Origin of the sequence: Ornithinibacillus xuwenensis, from assembly GCF_039614845.1 — a bacterium.
In the GTDB taxonomy this organism is placed as follows: domain Bacteria; phylum Bacillota; class Bacilli; order Bacillales; family Amphibacillaceae; genus Ornithinibacillus; species Ornithinibacillus xuwenensis.
The window spans coordinates 533,359-552,609 of sequence record NZ_JBDIML010000001.1 but is presented as its reverse complement, the minus strand read 5'-3'; the positions used below and the strand labels follow the sequence as shown (position 1 = coordinate 552,609).

Here is a 19,251-nt window from a genome sequence, read left to right as displayed (position 1 = left end):
AAATCGTTGGGATTTCATTAGTTTAAACCTCCATTATTCTATATACATGTTTTATGGCTTCTTTTATTATCAATTATTGTTAAACATACTTCTTATGTCGCTGATTATACTATATAGTAAAGTTGAACTTAAATAAGATGAAACACATACATTATATCAGCAAAATTATATTTTGTTTTGATTTTATTTATTTCAACCCAAAAATTCTTCTAAACACCATACCAACATTGTTACTGATGCATTCACGCATCAGTAATTTTTTTATAAAAATAGAAATGCTTCATTCTCCCTGAACCCTAAATTAGCATCATAGTCCCTTCTAAGACTACCTACTGATGACCTGTTCCCTTAAAACCAATCGCTTGCTTTTTCCATTAGATTAGCAGTCGAATCATATGCAATTGGAACCGCTGGAATTGATTCTGTAAAATAATTTCCATATCGGGATTTAATAATACGGGCATCACATACAAAAACGATACCTCTGTCATTGGTTGAGCGAATCAATCGACCAAATCCTTGTTTAAATCGAATCACGGCATTTGGCAATGCAAGCTCATAAAAGGCATTTTCCCCATTTTTTTTCATCTCAATTGATTTTGCTTCATATACGGGATGGTTGGGCGGCTGAAATGGTAATCTTACAATCATCAGACAGGATAGATCATCTCCAGGAATATCGACTCCTTCCCAGAAAGAGCTTGTTCCTAAAAGAATAGACTGGTCAAATGTTTGAAAATTTTTCTTTAGTCTTGCTCTACTACCACTTGAAATTCCTTGCGCGATCAACACAAAATTTTCGCTTTCAATTGCTTCTTTAAGCAAGTAATAGGTTTTTCGAAGCATATCATATGACGTAAATAGAACAAGCATTCTTCCATTGGTTATCTCAGCTAACGATAAAATTGCCTCTGCCGTAGCAGTAATAAAATCATCTGTTTTCCCATATGTCGCTTCGGGGAAATCATCTGGAATCATGACGCGTACTTGGTCCTTATATGAAAATGGTGATGGTATTTTTTTAGTACTTAAGCGCTCAGAACGAAGTCCCAGTCGTTTTTGAATGAAGCTAAAGGAGTTTTTCATGGTAAGTGTAGCACTCGTTAAGATTACACTATCTTTAACATCAAAAAAACTCTCCGCCAAAATAGAAGAAATATTTACAGGCTCACTATAAAGATATACTGCATTTTTTGCTCCGTAGGCTTCAATTTCAATCCATTTGACATCTGTAGCATCATTATCTAACAAAAATAACTGTTCTAAGCCGTCGATAAAGGATTGCAGAATCTCTATCTTATGATGCACATCTTCCTTGATTTCTTTATCAGTCAATTCCTGTCCTAACATAGTTAGCAAATGAATTAAGTCCCGTAAATAATATATCATTCGTGTGGCCATTTCTCTAATCGTCAGCCAATTGTTTTCTTGCTCTTTTCTCGTTTCATATCGATATTGAATACGTCCCACATCACTAAGAACTTTTTGCGAGCCATGTTGTTTGATGACATACTGAAAAATGGTACGGAACAAATCATCCAGCTCATATTTTGTTAGCGCATAAAGGTCGTTCCAACGCTCTTTGGAAATGCTGTCCTCAACAGAAGGATTATCAAAGATGATTTTCTCTATCCATTTTCCTTCTCCAAAGGAACCTAATTGATTTAATACTTGCTGCATATTGACATAGTCTAGTTTCAACCCGTAATGCTTAGAAGCTGTTTCTTCTAAGTGGTGCGCTTCATCCACAATTGCCTTCTCATAGGAAGGTAAGAATTGATATTCATTAAACATATCCGTACATAACAATGCATGATTGGTAATAATAATGTCTGCTTGTTGTGCTTTTCTTCGTGCCTTTTGATAATAGGAGTATTTATACCACGGAGAGGCAGGGTCTGCTTGACCTTCTGTATCCGCAGAGATTCGTTTATAAAATAATTGCCCATGTGATGGTAAATGTAATTCATCTATATCACCTGTTTCGGTTTCTAGTAGCCATACAAGCAGCATAGCTTTGGTTAATGCAACATCATAATTATCTTGTTGATCACTATTCACTTCATTCGCAAATTTCTCAAGACTAATGTAATGCTGTTTGCCTTTTAACAGGGCAACTTTAAAAGGAAAAGATACCAACTTTCGAATTAGTGGTATTTCTTCCTCTAGCAATTGTGATTGTAATTGTGTCGTATATGTACTAATGATAATTCTTTGTTCAGATTTGACTGCTTCGTAGATACTTGGTAATAAGTATGCCAAAGACTTCCCTGTACCAGTTTCCGCTTCAATTAAAGCGTGTTTTTTGGATTGAAATGAGTCGTATGTTTCCTCAGACATGATGCGTTGACCCTCTCTTTTCTCATAACGCTTCATGTGGTGCTCCATTGCACCATCCTTCTCATAAATAGAATCCAAATATTCGCCAAACGATGAAGTCAGTGTAACTGACTTTCTTTTCTCAAGCACATTATTACGAAATGCAAGTCCCTTAAAGGTTATGTGTTCCTCATCTGTGGGCACATGAAAGGCAAGTGCATCTTTTCGCTCAGTTAACAGTTGATATAAATCAGATTTCAGCATTTTTTCAAGCTTAAGTAAGTGAAGAACTGTCTCATATGGTAATGAGGATAGTTTTTCCTTTAGCTTAATAAAAAGCTTCGCAGTTACAAATGCATCTGATAACGCACGGTGAGGATTTTCATGTGTAATAGTTAGGTATTCCGCCAATATGCCAAGCTTAAATCCCGGTGCTTGTGGATATAATATTCTCGTTAACTCTACTGTATCAATAACTGGATTAGTTAATCTCTTTTTACCTATTGCAGATAATTCAGCATTCAAAAATCCTAAATCAAACGGAACATTGTGTGCAATTAAATAACTGTTCTCGAATAATTCCACAATCGTATCAGCCATATCTTCAAATGTCGGTGCATGCTCAACATCTTTATCGGTGATACCTGTTAACTTTGTTATAAAAGGTGGTATTGATTTATTGGGATGTAGCATCGTAGAAAACTCATCGGTAATTTGATCGTTTTCGATGACAACAATCCCAACCTCAATTATTTTATCTTCATTTGCAGCTGAATTCCCCGTCGTTTCTAAATCGATTACAACATATCGATCCATTCCCTCACCACCTTTACTATTCATTGTTATGTTACACTATCTAGAATTCCTATATTCTTTTTCTAAGTGTCCTTTACTTTGCTTCAAGAATAAAACTCTTATCTTGTATACGATAAGAGTATGCCATATCTCACAATATGGAAGTCATTCAACTTTGAATCCATTAGAAGCTTCCCTTATCAAACCAATCAATTTCTCCGGAATAAACCTTACTTACTTTACCATCCAGGCTCTCAGCTAGTAAAGCTCCATCTTCAGCTATTCCAATAATTTTTATTTCATTCACTTCTTTATGGGTCTTTATTCGAGTTATTTCACCGATACGATACCCGTAACGCTCCCATTTTTCCTTTATAACTGAAAAACCCTTTCTCATATAAGCAGCATAGGTCTCTTCAAATTGTACTAGGATTAGTTGAATTAGGTTTGTAATATCCCATTTCTTCTCGGAAACAATACTTATTGAGGTCGCCTTATCTTGAATATCCGCAGGTAAATCAATTTGTTGTTGATTTACATTAATCCCCATCCCAATGACAATATATTGAATTTGGTCTTGTTCTGCTTGCATTTCCGTTAAAATACCTGCTATCTTTTTATCATCCATGATGATATCATTCGGCCACTTTATTTTCGGATCAAGCTTCAATTCATGTTTTAGTACATCTGCTAAGACTGTTGCCGTTAATAAGGTTAGCTGTGGTGCTAAATGGGGTAATATATTGGGTCTAATGATCATACTAAGCCAAATCCCCTGTTGTTTAGCACTATGCCATTGTCGACTTAACCTTCCCTTACCTGCAGTCTGTTCATCAGCAATTACCACCGTGCCATGAGCTGAATTAACCTGTGCTAATTGATGGGCTATATGCTGTGTAGAGGTTGTTGTTTCCTTATGATAGATTGTTTTTCCTAACCACTCCGTATTCAGTCCCCATTGAATGGTATTTTGACTTACTTTTTTAGGAGCATCAACAATACGATAGCCCTTATTACGAATTGCTTCAATAATATAACCGTCTTTTTCTAATTCTTTCATATGCTTCCAAATCGCGCTTCTTGAAATGTTTAGTTTATCCGATATCTCCTGTCCAGAGATAAATATGTCATTACTTACCGATAATAGATGAATTAATTTATTTCGGGTGGATTCCATTTTATCCACTCCTTTAGCATTGTTTTCGTATTGAATACGTTCCCTAGAACGACTTGCTTCTCCATATCTATCAGTACAGAATGAATCCATGGTCCTTTTTTATGATTTGGATACATCTCTAGTATATCATTACCATTTATAGCAAGGTCTTTTTTTGAACGAATTGTTAAGTTATCATGCATAGTAGTTAAAGCTTCCAAATCCACTTTTTCTGAAAGAAGTACGGCTATAAGTTGTGAAAATCCTTTATATAATTCTGGTGGTAATACATACACTAACCAATTATCTAATCCATTTGACTTATAATAGCGAATAGCTTCATTTAAGTGCATCGCATTTTTCAGTACTTTATTCGAGCACTTCCACTCTGCTACGATGTCACGAATTTGTATATTGGGTTCCCGCTGGTGGATGAAGCATATCACTTCACTCAATGAAGAAAGTGGCCGTGTGATATGCTGTAAAGTCTGTATATCTTTAAATTGCTTTAAGATGGGAATATGAGCTGTTATATGTAGATCTACTAAATACTCCAAACCTTTTGCAACATAATTTCCCGCAAATAGCTTGTGGAGTTCTTTTGTAATTCGTTCAATTGCAAGCCCTTCTATTTCTGGTTTTACGTTTATAATTGCCTGCTTTGTATGTTCGTCTATCCAAAAACCTAATTGACTAGTAAACCGAACTGCTCTTAATATTCGAAGTGAATCCTCTTTAAACCGTTCGTTACCATTTCCTACCGTGCGTATAATGCGATTTTCAAGGTCTTCTCTCCCATTGAATAAATCTATTATCTCGCCAGTTTTATCCATCGCAAGTGCATTGATAGTAAAATCACGACGTTCTAAGTCTTTATCTATTTGATTAATAAATTCAACCGTATCCGGATGGCGCTTATCAGAGTATTCACCTTCCACTCTAAAGGTTGTAACCTCATAAGAAACATCTTGATGTCGGACGATTACTGTACCATGCTCAATCCCTACAGGAATTACGTCATCAAAAATTGCTTGAATAACGTCTGGCTTAGCAGAGGTAGTAATGTCGATATCACCAATTTGACAATTTAACAAAAAATCACGAACGCAACCTCCAACATAGTATGCTTGGTGACCGGCTTCTTCGATAGCTTCAATAATAGGCAATGCATCCTGAAAGGGCTTTGTTAATAACAAGGAGTATTCACCTCTTGGTCTCAAATTTTCTGAGACTTATTCTATGTTTTCTGTTAGAACTTTTTGATACAAATCGAGATACTGCCTTAAAATTATTGATGAGTGAAATTTTTCTTGAACATGATGTAGTGCATTTTTTGAAAAAGTATAAAGTAAATCTTCATTTTGAAGTATTTCTGTAGCATGAGCAGCTGCACTTTCTATATCACCAAGCTCGACAATATAACCTGTTTCATTATGTGTAATAACTTCTGGTATACCACCAACATTTGTTCCAATGCAAGGAACTTCACATGCCATGGCTTCTAATAACACCAAGCCAAAGCTCTCTTTTTCTGACAACAGCAAATTTAAATCAGCAATTGACAACAAATCACTTATATTCTTCTGTTTGCCTACAAACAAAACATCCTGCTGTATCCCTAGCTTTTGAACCAAATTAAATGTATTGGAATACTCTGGTCCATCGCCAACTAATAAAAGCTTTGCCTTCACATTTTCTTTAATCAGATGAAACGTGTGGACAATATCCTCAAGTCTTTTTACTTTACGAAAATTAGAAATATGAATGACAACCTTCTCGTCATCTGATATACCATATTGACTCTTAATTTGCGTTAAGTTCTTTTTAAAATATTCTTGTTCATTAATAAAATTATAAATAACGGAAATATCCTTCTCTACGTCAATCATGCTTTTGGTTTGACGAACCAAATCCTCTGAAACAGCAGTTACAGCATCCGATTGCTCTATGCCATACTTAATCATTCGTTTGAATGTATTATCAATTCCTAAAACCGTAATATCAGTCCCATGTAATGTTGTAACAATCTTCACATCTCGCTTAGCCATATCACGCGCGAGTATGGCACATATTGCGTGAGGCATCGCATAATGTACATGTAAAATATCTAACTGTTCACGATCAATTACTTCTGCCATTTTCGTAGCTAGTGCTAAATCATACGGCGGATATTGAAAGACTGGATAATGACTCACTTCTACTTCATGGTAATAGATAGAAGGATATACACGATTTAAACGGAATGGAAGACTTGATGTAATAAAATGTATTTCATGACCTTGTTCTGCTAATAAAATTCCTAATTCGGTCGCAATGACTCCTGAACCACCCACTGATGGGTAACAGGTAATTCCAATTTTTTTCATCCTTCACGATCCTTCTTCGTTTTAATCACATTTCTCCAATGAAAATCTCCTCGTTCTAAACCATGGATAAATAGTTCAGCTGAAGCGAGGTTTGTAGCTAATGGAATTTGAAATACATCGCATAATCGCATTAAGGCGCTCACGTCTGGCTCATGTGGTTGAGCAGTTAATGGATCTCGAAAAAATATAACCATATCCATGTCATTCGTTGCAATTAAAGCGCCGATTTGTTGGTCTCCACCGATTGGACCTGATTGAAAGCGATGTATTGCAAGACCTGTCTCATCTGAAATTAATTTCCCGGTTGTACCAGTAGCATAAAGTGTATGCTTTTCAAGTATGTGTTTGTACGCAATTGCAAAGCCAATTATACTAGACTTCTTATCATCATGAGCAATTAAGGCAATATTCATAGGTTACCTCCAAATAGGATTTATGCTAAATCAAGAACATTTTCTAAACCATAAACGTATTCCTTCAGATTCATAACTTGTTGAACGGATAGTTTAATCCCTTCCATAAATGATTTTCGATTCATAGAGTCGTGCTTGATTGTAAGTGTTTGTCCTTCCCCACCAAAGATTACCTCTTGATGAGCAACTAAGCCTGGTAAGCGAAGGCTATGTATTCGAATTCCGTCATCTGAAGCACCCCTTGCCCCTTGCATCGTTTCTACTTCATCAGGGTGGCCTTGTATTTTTGAATTTCTTACGTTTTTTATCATTTCTGCTGTTTTAATAGCTGTACCTGAAGGAGCATCAATTTTTTGATCATGATGTTTTTCAATTATTTCAATATCCGGGAAAAATTTTGCTGCAATTTTAGAAAAATGCATCATTAATATAGCTCCTAATGCGAAATTAGGTGCGATGATACATCCGGTACTGTTCTCTTTGGCTGTTGCCTTCATTGTCTGAAGTTGCTCATTCGAAAACCCAGTTGTACCAACCACACAACGAATTTGTTTTCGTAGTGCCATCATCACATAGTCGTAGCTAGATTCTGCAACCGTTAGATCTATTAGAACATCAACCTCTTGTGCGTAGAAGCATTCCTCAGCATCTCGATATACAGGTATTCCTTTCTCAGCCAAAAAAGGCACTTGTACTTCCTTATCTTTACGATCTATACAACCAACTAATTGAAAATCTGGCTCATCTAATACCATTTTGACAGCTTCCTGCCCCATCCGTCCACGTGGACCGGCGATTACTATCTTAATACGCATCTGTCTATTCCTCCTAAAGCAGTTCTAATTCGTTAATCCTTGCGAGTCCACCTATCTTTATCTCTTGTCTCAATTTTCGTCATTGCACGGTCGAACGACTCAGATAAATCAATATTTAATGAATTGGCAAAGCATGTTAAAACAAAGATAACATCTCCCAGTTCATCTTCCATTGTCTTTTCCTTCTCCGTCAACTTCTTCGGTTTTTCACCATGATAATGATTCACTTCACGAGCTAATTCACCTATTTCCTCTGTTAGCCTCGCCATAAGTGCAAGTGGTGAAAAATAGCCTTCTTTAAATTGACCAATATAACGATCAACACGTTCTTGTATGTCTTTGGTCGTATATACTGAGTTATTCATTTTATAAGACTCCTTTATGTATGATGCATACCGCGTAAAGTATCTAATCTAATGTTAGCGAATACCAGTATATTTGACAAATTATTTAGTTCGAGTTCAGTAATTATTGTTCTTGTCATCTAAATTGATTATAATAGTGAAGGTGCGATTATGTTAACGGATTAACTGTACTAGTGGAGGTGTCAGCATGATTTTTGGTTTAAAAATAAAAAATATCTTATTTATCTTATTAGGTGCTGCAATATTTTCTTTTGGAATCGTACACTTTAATATGCAAAATAATTTAGGTGAAGGTGGTTTCACTGGTATTACGCTAATTCTCTACTTTGCATTTAAGTGGGATCCTGCGATTACCAATATTATTTTAAATGTTCCTGTGTTATTTATAGGATGGAAGTTTCTCGGAAGAAATACGTTATTATATACGATTATTGGAACTTTTGCGGTATCTTTTTTCTTAAGTGTATTTCAGATTAATCCCTTTACAATACATCTACAAAATGATTTAACGCTTGCCGCACTGTTTGCAGGAGTATTCATCGGAGCGGGACTTGGTATTGTATTTCGATATGGTGGAACAACTGGTGGCGTTGATATCATTGCTCGCATTGTACATAAATATGTTGGGTGGAGTATGGGGAAAACCATGTTTCTATTTGATTTTGTCGTTATTGCTACGTCAGTATTTACGATTCTACAGCTTGAACAAGGAATGTACACATTAGTCGCTGTCTACGTTGGAGCACGAGTAATTGACTTTATACAGGAAGGTGCTTATTCTGCTCGTGGCGCAACCATTATTTCCGGTAAAAGTGATTTAATAGCTGAGAACATAATGAAGACCATGGATCGTGGCGTTACGGTGTTAGATGGTCGTGGAAGTTTTACAGGTGAAAAAAGAGATGTGTTATATTGTGTTGTTGGAAGAAATGAAATTGTAAAGCTAAAGAATATCATTAACACGATTGATCCTCATGCTTTTGTAGCAGTTAGTTCTGTCCATGATGTTGTTGGTGAAGGGTTTACACTCGATGAAAACAAGAATCCTATTCGTGATTAAGAAAAAGGGATGAACCTAGTTGTTCATCCCTCTCGTTATTAGTCTTCACTACTTGCAACAATCATTAATATAAATCGAATCAATTCTGCAACAGCTACTAGTGCAGCAGCTACATATGTCATTGCAGCAGCATTCAATACTTTTTTTGTTTCACGCTCTTCATTGTTACGAATAATACCCGTAGAAACTAATTGAGCCATTGCCCGGTTAGAAGCATCAAATTCAACAGGTAAGGTTACAAGTTGGAATAATACAGCTGCACCCATAAATACAACACCGATAGTTGCTAACTCTAACATCCCAAAGATAAAACCTGCTATGATAAGAAATATTGAAATATTCGATCCAAAGTTTGCGACAGGCACTAAAGCACTTCTAAATCGCATAAAAGCATACGATTCGGCATCCTGGATAGCGTGTCCAACCTCATGTGCTGCTACAGCAGATGATGCCATAGAGTGACCATGGTATATCCCACTTGAAAGTCTAACCACTTTCTTTCTTGGATCATAGTGATCGGATAATAAACCTTTTGTTTCCTCAATCTGAATATCGTAAAGCCCATTATCATCTAAGATTTTTCGAGCTACTTGAGCTCCTGTCATCTGTGATGAAGTAGCTATTTTTGAATACTTTTTGTAGGTACCTTTCACCCTTGATTGAGCCCAAATTGGGATAATTAAAATCAAGGCTAAATAGATAATATATGCACCCATTCTTTGCATTCCTCCATATTATGTTAATTCGTCTATCTATAGTCAATTTTAGTCAAAAAGTAAATAAACGTCAATTATTTACTCGGTGTCCAAGTTTTTTTTCTCTTCCTTTTCTCCTCTATATTTTCTCCAGCTAACGTAAGATAATGTAATCGCGATTATTCCTCCGACAATAATGATTAACCAATAAAAGGGAAACATATTATCGTCTCCCTTTTGGTTTTGCTTTGTATTGGCATTTACGGTTTCCCCAATTATTATTTCAATTAGTACATAAAGCAGTATCCCTATGAGTAACCATTTAAAGATATTTACCAGTTTGTTTCTTTTCATAGAGACCACCCCACACAAAAGAATCACTTTTAATAATGTATGAGTGGCAAAAGTATTATATAACTTATAGGCTTGCTCTATTTTTATTTCTTATCGTCAGCATATAGGCTATTCCAACAGAGAGAATGCTTAACCAAAATGTGAAATAGCCAATCTCATTCATGTATTTCGATAACGATGCATAGCTCGGCATCATTTCAAACACATAATCGATCACATCATTGTGTAACGTCCAAACAGCAGCAACAACAATATGTATTGGTTTTATTTTGTAATACGGAGAATATAACAAACCCTGAACGGCCATCGCACCATGTGATGCAATTAACATATATCCTTCCCATGGTAAGCTTCCATTAACAACTAATGTCAATAGATTCATCACAACAGCCCAAACACCATATTTAAACAATGTAATTATGGCTAATGCCTCAACCAGTGGAAAATGCTTTCGAAATAAAAAGAACAGTAGAAATATCGTAAAAAACAGGCTAGCAGTTGGACTGTCAGGAACAAAGACAAGAAAGATATCTGGAGTAACGACTAATTGTGACTTATACCAGTAGTATCCATATATCGTTCCAAGCAAATTAACGATAAATAATAGCACTAAAAACTTTCGATCAAGTAGTATGGCTTTAATCATTCAGATACTACACCTCTTTTTGTAAATTATGATAAAAAAACACCTTTACCACAACTGGCAAAGGTGCTTTTGTTTATTGTTTATTCTTCACCCTGTTCATTTACCGAGATGATAAAATCAACTAGCTGCTCTAGCTCTTCATCGGAACCTGTGAACATATTTGGAGGCATTGAATTTATACCTTCTCTTGCAATTTTTGCAATTTCTTCAGCAGAATACTCAATACCAATTAAAGTTGGTGCAACACCAGAAGTTCCCTGTAATTGATCACCATGACACTGCAAGCAGCTAGATTCATAAACCGCATAACCAGCATGGTCCGTATCAATTTGCACCTCACTAGGTGGAACCGGTTTATTCATCTCTGCACGAGCTTCCCAATCAACATGCTCAGCTGAAGCATATGTTAACCAAATGGTTGAAACTAATGCTAATAACATCATGATAACAGCAATTGGACGTTGATGTGGTCTTCTTCCTGGTCCATTATCTAAAAATGGTGCTAAGAGAAGCGCTCCAAAAGCTAGACCTGGAATACCTAATATTCCAATTAACACATATGGTCCGCTTGCAAATTCATATTTTAAGAGTTCGTATAAGAACAAGAAGTACCAATCCGGCAAAGGTATATAGGATGCATTCGTTGGATCCGCCATTCCTTCCAGAGGAGATGGGTGAGCCAAAGTAAGGCATAAAAACCCTACTAAGAATACAGCACCTACTAACCACTCTTTTAATAAAAAGTTGGGCCAAAAAGCTTCTGTTCTTCCAGGATACTCAGAATAATCTTTTGGTATTTGTGATTTGCGTTCAGCGGAAACACGAGAGTCTCCGACAAATTTCATTCCTTTTCCCTTATGCATAGCTTTCCCCTCCTTCTAAAGTGGTCCTGATATACCTTGTCGACGGATTAAAATAAAGTGTGCCGCCATTAAACCAAATAATGCAGCCGGTAAGAAGAATACATGGATTGCAAAGAAACGAGTAAGTGTTTGTGCACCTACAATTTCATCATCACCAGCTAATAATGTTTTCAAATCGTCACCAATAAGTGGTACTTGTTCAGCAATTTCTAAACCTACTTGTGTTGCAAAGTATGCTTTGTTATCCCAAGGTAATAGATATCCAGTAAATCCTAGACCTAGCATAACAAAAAAGATTAGAACTCCAACCATCCAGTTAAGCTCACGTGGTTTTTTGTATGCGCCTTGGAAAAATACACGTAATGTATGTAATAAAAGCATAACAATAACTACACTAGCACCCCAGTGGTGCATACCTCGGACAATTTGTCCATGCGCTACCTCTGTTTGTAAATAATAAACAGACTTCCAAGCGTTTTCAATATCTGGTACATAATACATCGTTAAAAACATACCAGATAAAATTTGGATAACTACCACAAAAAATGTTAACCCACCAAAGCAATATACAAAAGCTGAGAAATGATGCGCAGGGTTTACATGTTCAGGAACTTCGTGGTCTGCAATATCTCGCCAAATTGGCGTAATATCTATACGCTCGTCAATCCAGTCATAAATTTTTTGTAGCATATGTAATTACGCCCCCTCTCTTGCTATTGCTTTACCTAAGAATAACATTCCGTTTTCCACTTTTTGTTGATATACCGCTAATGGAGCAGTTGGTGGTGTTCCAGGAATGTTTACGCCATCTTTTGTATAGCGTCCTTCATGACATGGGCAAAAGAATTGATTTGGATGACTTTCGCTTCCTTCCCATGATACAACACATCCTAAGTGAGTACATATTGGGGAAAGTGCTATGATGTCACCACTATCATTTTTGTACACCCAAGCAGTTCTTCCAACTTTTGATTCATACCATCCATCTACTTGATCAATCTTCCAATCGACACGTTGAGGTGTTGTTGTGATATCTTCAACAGCAAGACCAACATTTGCATATTCTCCAGTACTTGCTGGCTGCAAAACTGGGTCAATTGCCATTCTGAGCATTGGTGCAAGCATTCCTGCTGCCATAAATCCGCCAACACCTGTTAGTGTATAATTTAGAAACTGACGACGGGACACTTGTTGCTTTTCTTCGCTCATGATTTTCCCCCCTCTTTTTACATTTATCACGGACAATAATTTTAATCAGATTACTAGGACATTACCATGATAGCGCAAACTTACTGCTCGGTCAATATATAACCATATTTGTTCTGAAAGAATTCACTATTTTTTATTATTACCAATAGCTACGAATAAGCTCTACAACATCTGTTACTTGTCCACGAATTAATTGTTGCATTTTTGTAGAGGCTGTATTTTCAGAAGTGAATCCGGGTAACCACAATAAATTTCCTTCTAAATCACTTTCTACTTTCTTCCAATTTGCATCTAGGGTGAGAATAAAGACATGTTTAAATGGTTGTTTTTTAATTTCCTCTATCCATTGATTTAAGCGCTTTAACTCTTCCGATTTATCACCGAACTCTAGATAATAATAATTCGGTATTAATAGAATCCTTCCTGTAAGCTCTTGTTCAATTTCGGTTGCAAAAATTGATACAACCTCTCGTTTTAAGGTACTCTTTCCAATCGTTGATTCTTGTGAAACTTGAAAAGGGATGATTGGAATAAGAGCAGTGTCAATATACTCCTTTGACCCAACATATAGTTGCATATCGTTTTTTGTCCATTGCATGTATGTAGTCACCATCCTATAGTATTTACCAAATTTAACAATTTATTATACCCGTGTAAATGTTACTGATGAATACAAAAAAAATCAACCTATTGCTCTTGCAAGCTAGGTTGACTTAGCATCTTTGCTTCCAGTATTCGAAGTTCCAATACTAGCTTATTAAACTTATCACGGTCTTGTTCATCAAGTGTTTGATCAATTTCAGCTAGAAGCTGTTTCCTTTTAAATTCAAACAGGGAGTTATCTAGTAATATCGTTGCATTATCTTTATCTTGTTGGGTAATGACATAGTCATCAGGAACAAAAGGATTTTCTTCTAACACCGAAGCATACATGTGATTTTGATTGGATTTATTAAAATTTAATTGAATGTATAAGGACTCATGTTGATTTAAGCGAATATCATGAAAAGCTTTTTCCGCATCCGTCGTAACTAAATGATTTTTATAAAATCGAAAAGGGACTTCTTTTGAGCATTGACTAGTAATGATGATACTTCGCATGCAAAACTTAGCATCATGGACAAAATGAACGTTCTCCAAAATTTCATGATGGTTAATTAAATAATTTAAAATCCATACGCTTTCCCGCTTCTTCAACTGATAATTGTTAAGAAACCATTGTAAAAACTTCTTTTTATCCTTTACGGAAATAGGAGTATGCATAAAGTGAGTTACCTCCTCCTTTGCTCATTACAATTGCTTCAACCGACTAACATAATCTACGATTTCATCATCCTGATTTTCTAAGTGCAAATATGACTCAAATACGTTAATCGCTTCTTGTGTCCTCCCTTCCTCGGTTAGAAAATATCCGTATTCCTTTAAGAAGTCACTGTCATGTTGTAAGCTATTATATGCTTCTTTATAGTAATTTAATGCATCATTATATGATTCTATTTCGTTAAACGCACGTGCGATTTCCCAGTCATATATTGGGTCATCTCCGCCTGTTTCTTTCACATTATGGATTAAATCTATAATGTCCTCTGGCTTGTCCTTTTCTTTTAATAGCTCAATTAAAAATAACACCGCTTCTCTATAATCAGCATCCAAAACGACTGCTTCACGCACATGCTTTTCACTATCTTCATCAAGATTAAGTTTATGCGCTAAAGAACCAGCGAGAAAATACAATTCTTTATTAAATTCATCAACCTTAATTCCTGCTAAAGTTGTTTCATAAGCTTCCTCAATCAACTCTTCATCTTCATAAGCTTTAGCAAGCTTCATGTATGCAGTGTGATAATATGGATCTTCCTCTAAGAGCTCTTTCCACACATTAATCGCAATATCCTTTCTATCTGCCTGAAATGCCGTAAAGCCATATTTATATAAGACATCAGAATTTTTATTATCGTCCTTCTCATAGAATTCTAACGCAAGCTCATATTCACCAATATTCGCGTAAGACTCTGCTAACCGCTCATGCATGGAAATTGCTAATTCATCATTCTTTAGCACCTTTTCATAATGTGTAACAGCTCGTTTAAAATCACCTAATGAATAGTAAAGTTCTCCTAGTGCAAAATCAATAATTACCTCTGATGGACTTATATGCTTAGCTTGCAAGAGTTTTTGTTCTGCTACTTCGAACAAACCTTGTGCTTGATATAAATCTGCTAACGAAACAAGTACTTGTAAGAAGGAATCATCTTCTGCATCAATGGAATTAAGAAGCTCGATTGCATCCTCATCTCGTTGTTGTTCAATGTAAATATCCGTTAGTAATAGTTTTAATTCACTCTCATTAGGATAGTTAACCAGCAATTTATTTAGAACTTCTTCGGCTTCAACTAAGAAGCCCCACTGAATATAAAATTCAGCAATAGCAAATAATTCATCATCCTTTGCAGTAGGAATAGATGAATTTAATAATTCGATTGCCTCATTTACCTGGTCCATTTCCATTAGTTTTGTTGCATCTTCTAATAAATTCAAATTAATTACCCTTTCTATCTTCGTTAACTATTGTTCTTAAGAATCGATTCCAAATCATCTAGAAATCTCGGATAGGAAATTGAAATCGATGAAATATCATCAATGGTCACGTCTTGTTCTGATATAAGTGAAGCAATAACAATCATCATTGCGATACGGTGATCTTGGTATGCGGAAACAGAACCACCTTTTAAAGAGGATTTACCCTTAATTATCATTCCTTCATCAGTGGCCTCTATATTGGCACCCATTGTTCGTAACACATTCACAACAGCCGCTATACGATCGGTTTCCTTTACCCGTAGTTCTTCTGCATTGCGGATAATGGTATTCCCCTCAGCTTGTGTAGCAAGTAAAGCAATTATAGGTATTTCATCAATAAGCCTAGGGATAATCTCTCCTTCAACAACAACGCCTGTTAGCTGGTTATACGTAATTTGCACATCTCCAATATCTTCACCACTAAGTACTCTTTCATTGCTAATCGAAATATTAGCACCCATTTTCTGCAATACTTCTAGAAATCCAATGCGTGTTTTGTTGATACCAACCTTCTTTACGGTAACATTACTACCAGGTATAATAGCAGCTGCTGAAAGCATAAACGCAGCAGATGAAATATCTCCTGGAACGTAAACATCTGTTCCTAATAGCGATTTACTAGCATCAATTTGAATGCCGTTACCACTAACTTCGATATTTGCTCCAAATGCCTTTAGCATTCTTTCAGTGTGATCCCTCGTCTGCTGTTGCTCAATGACTCTTGTTGTCCCTTTAGCTTGCAAACCAGCTAACAATATCCCCGATTTCACCTGCGCACTCTTTACTGGCAATTCATAAGTTATCCCCTCTAGATTTCCCCCTTTTAGGGCAAGTGGAAGATAGCTTGATTCATTTCTCCCCAAAACGGTAGCCCCCATTTTATTAATTGGGGTAATTACCCGGTCCATCGGTCTATTCGTCAATGAAACATCACCATAAACAACTGTTGAAAAAGGAAGCCCTGCTAATAATCCAATCATCAGCCTCGCAGTAGTGCCTGAATTCCCAAAATATAACGGCTCTAATGGTTCAAGTAAGCCAGATAACCCTTTTCCTTCAATCTCTAAGAAGGTTCCTTTAGTAGTAATAGAAACCCCCATAGAGCGAAATGCTTCGACTGTACGCATGCAATCTTCACTATCTAGAAAATTTTCCACTTTTGTTATTCCATTTGCAATTGATCCAAGAATAACAGCTCGATGTGAAATAGATTTATCGCCAGGAACCTCTAGTTCCCCTTTCATATAGATAGTCCCTCGCCTCTTTAAAGTTTTCATTTGATTGCTTCACTTCCTACTTTTAGATATCTGTGCGATGAAAGTAGCCAAATAATCTTTCATTTTCGTTACGTCCATAGAATGAATAACAGGTTCTCCCAGATTTTGCAATAATATCATCTGAATATCTTGTTTAATTACTTTTTTATCACGTTTCATTAGGTCTATTAATTCGTCAATCATCTCGATGGAGAGATTGAAAGAATAATTGTTTTCTTCTAACCATCTTGAAAGCTTTTCTTTCGGTAGGTTAATCTTGAATTCCGCCTCGCTAACATGCATGGCAAACAACAAGCCAACAGCAACTGCTTCTCCGTGTGTCATGACACCATATCCGAGTTTCGTTTCTAAAGCATGACCTAACGTATGACCAAGATTTAAATGCTTTCTAATTCCTAATTCTTTTTCATCTTTTTCGATAATCCTTGCTTTTATCTCGATACCTTTTTTAAGATATTCCGTTAAACTATCTCGATTTAATCGAGCTAATGGTTCTGATAGAAGCTTTTCAAACCACTCTTCATCAGCAATCAAGGCCTCTTTGATTAATTCAGCATATCCAGAACGAATTTCTTTTGTAGGCAAGGTAGCCAATGTTGCTGTATCAAATAATACTAAACTAGGTGGGTAAAAACTACCAATTAGATTTTTTCCTTGTTCATGGTTAATCGCAACTTTACCACCGACACTACTATCATGTGCAAGTATGGTCGTTGGAACTTGTATATAATCGATTCCTCGCATATATGTCGCTGCCACAAATCCTGCTAAATCACCTATGACACCGCCACCCAATGCAATAATTAAAGAATGTCTATCTAAACCTAATTCAATTGCCTTTGTGAGAAGCTCATAATAGATATCAACGCTCTTCGATTGTTCACCCGCATGAACTACTTCTAAATATACGCTATCGTATCCTTGTAATCCCTGCATAATATCGTCTGCATATAAGTCTGCTACATTTGTATCCGATATAAGTAGAATGGAAGAATATTGAGGCTGTAGATAATCGCTTATATCATATCGAATGCCGTTTCCTAAAAGAATACGATATGGTTTTATGTTGGAATCAACATTAACAATTTTCATTAGAAGCTCCTTATTTCATCACGGTATTGCGTAATAGCAGTTTGTAATGTTGAAAACTGATCACTTGGAAACTGCTCCAGTATTGCTTTTGCTAGCTCAAATGCAACTACATGCTCCATTACTACAGCAGCTGCAGGAACAGCACAGGCATCTGATCGTTCTACACTAGCATGAAACGTCTCCTTTGTCTTTATATCAACACTCTTTAGCGGCTTCATCAAGGTTGGTATTGGCTTCATGACACCCTTTACGACAATTGGCATCCCTGTTGTCATGCCACCTTCGAAGCCACCTAATCGATTCGTTTTTCGATAGTATCCACGGCTTTGATCCCAGGCAATTTCATCCTGAACATCACTACCTTGTTTTCTAGCTGCCTCAAAACCAATTCCGAATTCTACACCTTTATAAGCGTTAATACTGACCACAGCTCCAGCAATACGACTATCTAACTTCCGGTCATATTGAACATAAGAACCAATTCCAGCAGGCATCCCCTCAACATAGACTTCTGTAACTCCTCCTAAGGAGTCTCCATTTTTTTTTGCATTATCAATTGCTTCCATCATCTGTTGCGCTGCAAGTTCATCTAAAGTTCGAACAGGAGAACGCTCCGCAATTCCTTGTCGCTCATTCATCGAAAGCTCTGTTATTTCTCGAGCTTGTACGCCACCTATTTCTTTGACATACCCACAGACTTCAATGCCTAACTCACGTAATAAGGTTTTTGCTATTGCCCCCGCTGCAACTCTAGCAGCCGTTTCACGAGCTGATGATCTTTCTAGCACATTACGCATGTCACGATGGCCATATTTCAGTGCACCATTTAAATCAGCATGTCCAGGTCTCGGTCTTGTAACAACTCTTCTAATATCCGAATCCTCTACCAAGGGATCTTCCCCCATAATATCAGTCCAGTGTTTATAGTCATCATTATGTATAACTAATGTAATCGGTGAGCCAAGAGTATACCCATGACGTACTCCACTTGTAATTTCCACCAAATCCTTTTCGATTTGCATCCTTTTCCCACGCCCATATCCTTTTTGCCTTCGTAGCAAAGAAGCATTAATATCTTCTCTCAATAATGGCATTTGGGCAGGTATACCTTCAATAATAGTCGTTAATTGTTTTCCATGAGATTCACCCGATGTTAAATAACGCATGTTTTACCTCCTACTAAGTACTTCCTTATTTGCTATTATAGACTATTTTCTATACTGAAATAAAAAAAATGCTCCTATCC

20 protein-coding genes are annotated in these 19,251 nt (G+C 36.4%); 1 reads left to right on the top strand and 19 read right to left on the bottom strand.

Annotation, left to right across the window (positions count from 1 at the left end; translation table 11 throughout):
* Positions 1 to 348: 348 nt before the first annotated feature.
* The 7 genes from dinG to ABC228_RS03265 form a co-directional block, all read right to left on the bottom strand.
* Positions 349 to 3,135, bottom strand: coding sequence for an ATP-dependent DNA helicase DinG (gene dinG, locus ABC228_RS03295; RefSeq protein WP_345823654.1), 2,787 nt, complete (start codon positions 3,133 to 3,135; stop codon positions 349 to 351).
* 163 nt (positions 3,136 to 3,298) lie between these two features.
* Entirely contained in the window at positions 3,299 to 4,291 is a 993-nt protein-coding gene (locus ABC228_RS03290) for a biotin--[acetyl-CoA-carboxylase] ligase (RefSeq protein ID WP_345823653.1), read from the bottom strand.
* A complete protein-coding gene (locus ABC228_RS03285; RefSeq protein WP_345823652.1) occupies positions 4,267 to 5,466 on the bottom strand; it encodes a CCA tRNA nucleotidyltransferase in 1,200 nt (399 codons plus the stop codon). The genes ABC228_RS03290 and ABC228_RS03285 overlap by 25 nt, the downstream gene beginning before the upstream one ends.
* A gap of 36 nt (positions 5,467 to 5,502) precedes the next feature.
* Complete coding sequence (bshA, locus tag ABC228_RS03280) at positions 5,503 to 6,636, bottom strand: N-acetyl-alpha-D-glucosaminyl L-malate synthase BshA (protein ID WP_345823651.1); 1,134 nt, start codon at positions 6,634 to 6,636, stop codon at positions 5,503 to 5,505.
* Positions 6,633 to 7,049, bottom strand: coding sequence for a methylglyoxal synthase (gene mgsA, locus ABC228_RS03275; protein ID WP_345823650.1), 417 nt, complete (start codon positions 7,047 to 7,049; stop codon positions 6,633 to 6,635). Before mgsA ends, bshA begins: the two co-directional genes overlap by 4 nt.
* Positions 7,050 to 7,069: 20 nt before the next feature.
* A complete protein-coding gene (dapB, locus tag ABC228_RS03270; RefSeq protein WP_345823649.1) occupies positions 7,070 to 7,864 on the bottom strand; it encodes a 4-hydroxy-tetrahydrodipicolinate reductase in 795 nt (264 codons plus the stop codon).
* Positions 7,865 to 7,896: 32 nt separating this feature from the next.
* Positions 7,897 to 8,229 (bottom strand): nucleotide pyrophosphohydrolase, encoded by a 333-nt coding sequence (locus ABC228_RS03265; protein ID WP_345823648.1) that lies wholly within the window; start codon positions 8,227 to 8,229, stop codon positions 7,897 to 7,899.
* 187 nt (positions 8,230 to 8,416) lie between these two features.
* Between ABC228_RS03265 and ABC228_RS03260 the strand changes: the two genes are divergently transcribed.
* Positions 8,417 to 9,289, top strand: coding sequence for a YitT family protein (locus tag ABC228_RS03260; protein ID WP_345823647.1), 873 nt, complete (start codon positions 8,417 to 8,419; stop codon positions 9,287 to 9,289).
* A 38-nt stretch (positions 9,290 to 9,327) separates the two neighbouring features.
* On the opposite strand, the gene ABC228_RS03255 is transcribed toward ABC228_RS03260, so the two are convergent.
* The 12 genes from ABC228_RS03255 to aroC all read right to left on the bottom strand — a co-directional run bounded on the left by ABC228_RS03255 (position 9,328) and on the right by aroC (position 19,171).
* On the bottom strand, positions 9,328 to 10,005 hold the full coding sequence (locus tag ABC228_RS03255; protein WP_345823646.1) for a zinc metallopeptidase: 678 nt from the start codon (positions 10,003 to 10,005) through the stop codon (positions 9,328 to 9,330).
* Between the two features lie 78 nt (positions 10,006 to 10,083).
* Positions 10,084 to 10,338 carry a sporulation protein YpjB gene (locus ABC228_RS03250; protein WP_345823645.1) on the bottom strand — a complete coding sequence of 85 codons (255 nt, stop codon included), beginning with the start codon at positions 10,336 to 10,338 and terminating at the stop codon, positions 10,084 to 10,086.
* Between the two features lie 64 nt (positions 10,339 to 10,402).
* On the bottom strand, positions 10,403 to 10,984 hold the full coding sequence (gene lhaT, locus ABC228_RS03245; RefSeq protein ID WP_345823644.1) for a lipoprotein heptaprenylglyceryl N-acetyltransferase LhaT: 582 nt from the start codon (positions 10,982 to 10,984) through the stop codon (positions 10,403 to 10,405).
* An 80-nt stretch (positions 10,985 to 11,064) separates the two neighbouring features.
* A complete protein-coding gene (locus tag ABC228_RS03240) occupies positions 11,065 to 11,847 on the bottom strand; it encodes a menaquinol-cytochrome c reductase cytochrome b/c subunit (protein WP_345823643.1) in 783 nt (260 codons plus the stop codon).
* Between the two features lie 15 nt (positions 11,848 to 11,862).
* Entirely contained in the window at positions 11,863 to 12,537 is a 675-nt protein-coding gene (gene qcrB, locus ABC228_RS03235) for a menaquinol-cytochrome c reductase cytochrome b subunit (protein ID WP_345823642.1), read from the bottom strand.
* 6 nt (positions 12,538 to 12,543) lie between these two features.
* On the bottom strand, positions 12,544 to 13,056 hold the full coding sequence (locus tag ABC228_RS03230) for a QcrA and Rieske domain-containing protein (protein ID WP_345823641.1): 513 nt from the start codon (positions 13,054 to 13,056) through the stop codon (positions 12,544 to 12,546).
* A gap of 139 nt (positions 13,057 to 13,195) precedes the next feature.
* Complete coding sequence (locus ABC228_RS03225) at positions 13,196 to 13,654, bottom strand: DUF2487 family protein (RefSeq protein WP_345823640.1); 459 nt, start codon at positions 13,652 to 13,654, stop codon at positions 13,196 to 13,198.
* A gap of 89 nt (positions 13,655 to 13,743) precedes the next feature.
* Positions 13,744 to 14,319, bottom strand: a complete 576-nt coding sequence (locus tag ABC228_RS03220; RefSeq protein ID WP_345823639.1) for a ReoY family proteolytic degradation factor — start codon at positions 14,317 to 14,319, stop codon at positions 13,744 to 13,746.
* Positions 14,320 to 14,346: 27 nt separating this feature from the next.
* Positions 14,347 to 15,594, bottom strand: a complete 1,248-nt coding sequence (locus tag ABC228_RS03215) for a tetratricopeptide repeat protein (protein WP_345823638.1) — start codon at positions 15,592 to 15,594, stop codon at positions 14,347 to 14,349.
* 23 nt (positions 15,595 to 15,617) lie between these two features.
* A complete protein-coding gene (gene aroA, locus ABC228_RS03210) occupies positions 15,618 to 16,913 on the bottom strand; it encodes a 3-phosphoshikimate 1-carboxyvinyltransferase (RefSeq protein ID WP_345823637.1) in 1,296 nt (431 codons plus the stop codon).
* A 9-nt stretch (positions 16,914 to 16,922) separates the two neighbouring features.
* Positions 16,923 to 18,005 (bottom strand): 3-dehydroquinate synthase, encoded by a 1,083-nt coding sequence (gene aroB, locus ABC228_RS03205; RefSeq protein ID WP_345823636.1) that lies wholly within the window; start codon positions 18,003 to 18,005, stop codon positions 16,923 to 16,925.
* Positions 18,005 to 19,171, bottom strand: coding sequence for a chorismate synthase (gene aroC, locus ABC228_RS03200; RefSeq protein WP_345823635.1), 1,167 nt, complete (start codon positions 19,169 to 19,171; stop codon positions 18,005 to 18,007). Before aroC ends, aroB begins: the two co-directional genes overlap by 1 nt.
* Positions 19,172 to 19,251 lie beyond the last annotated feature (80 nt).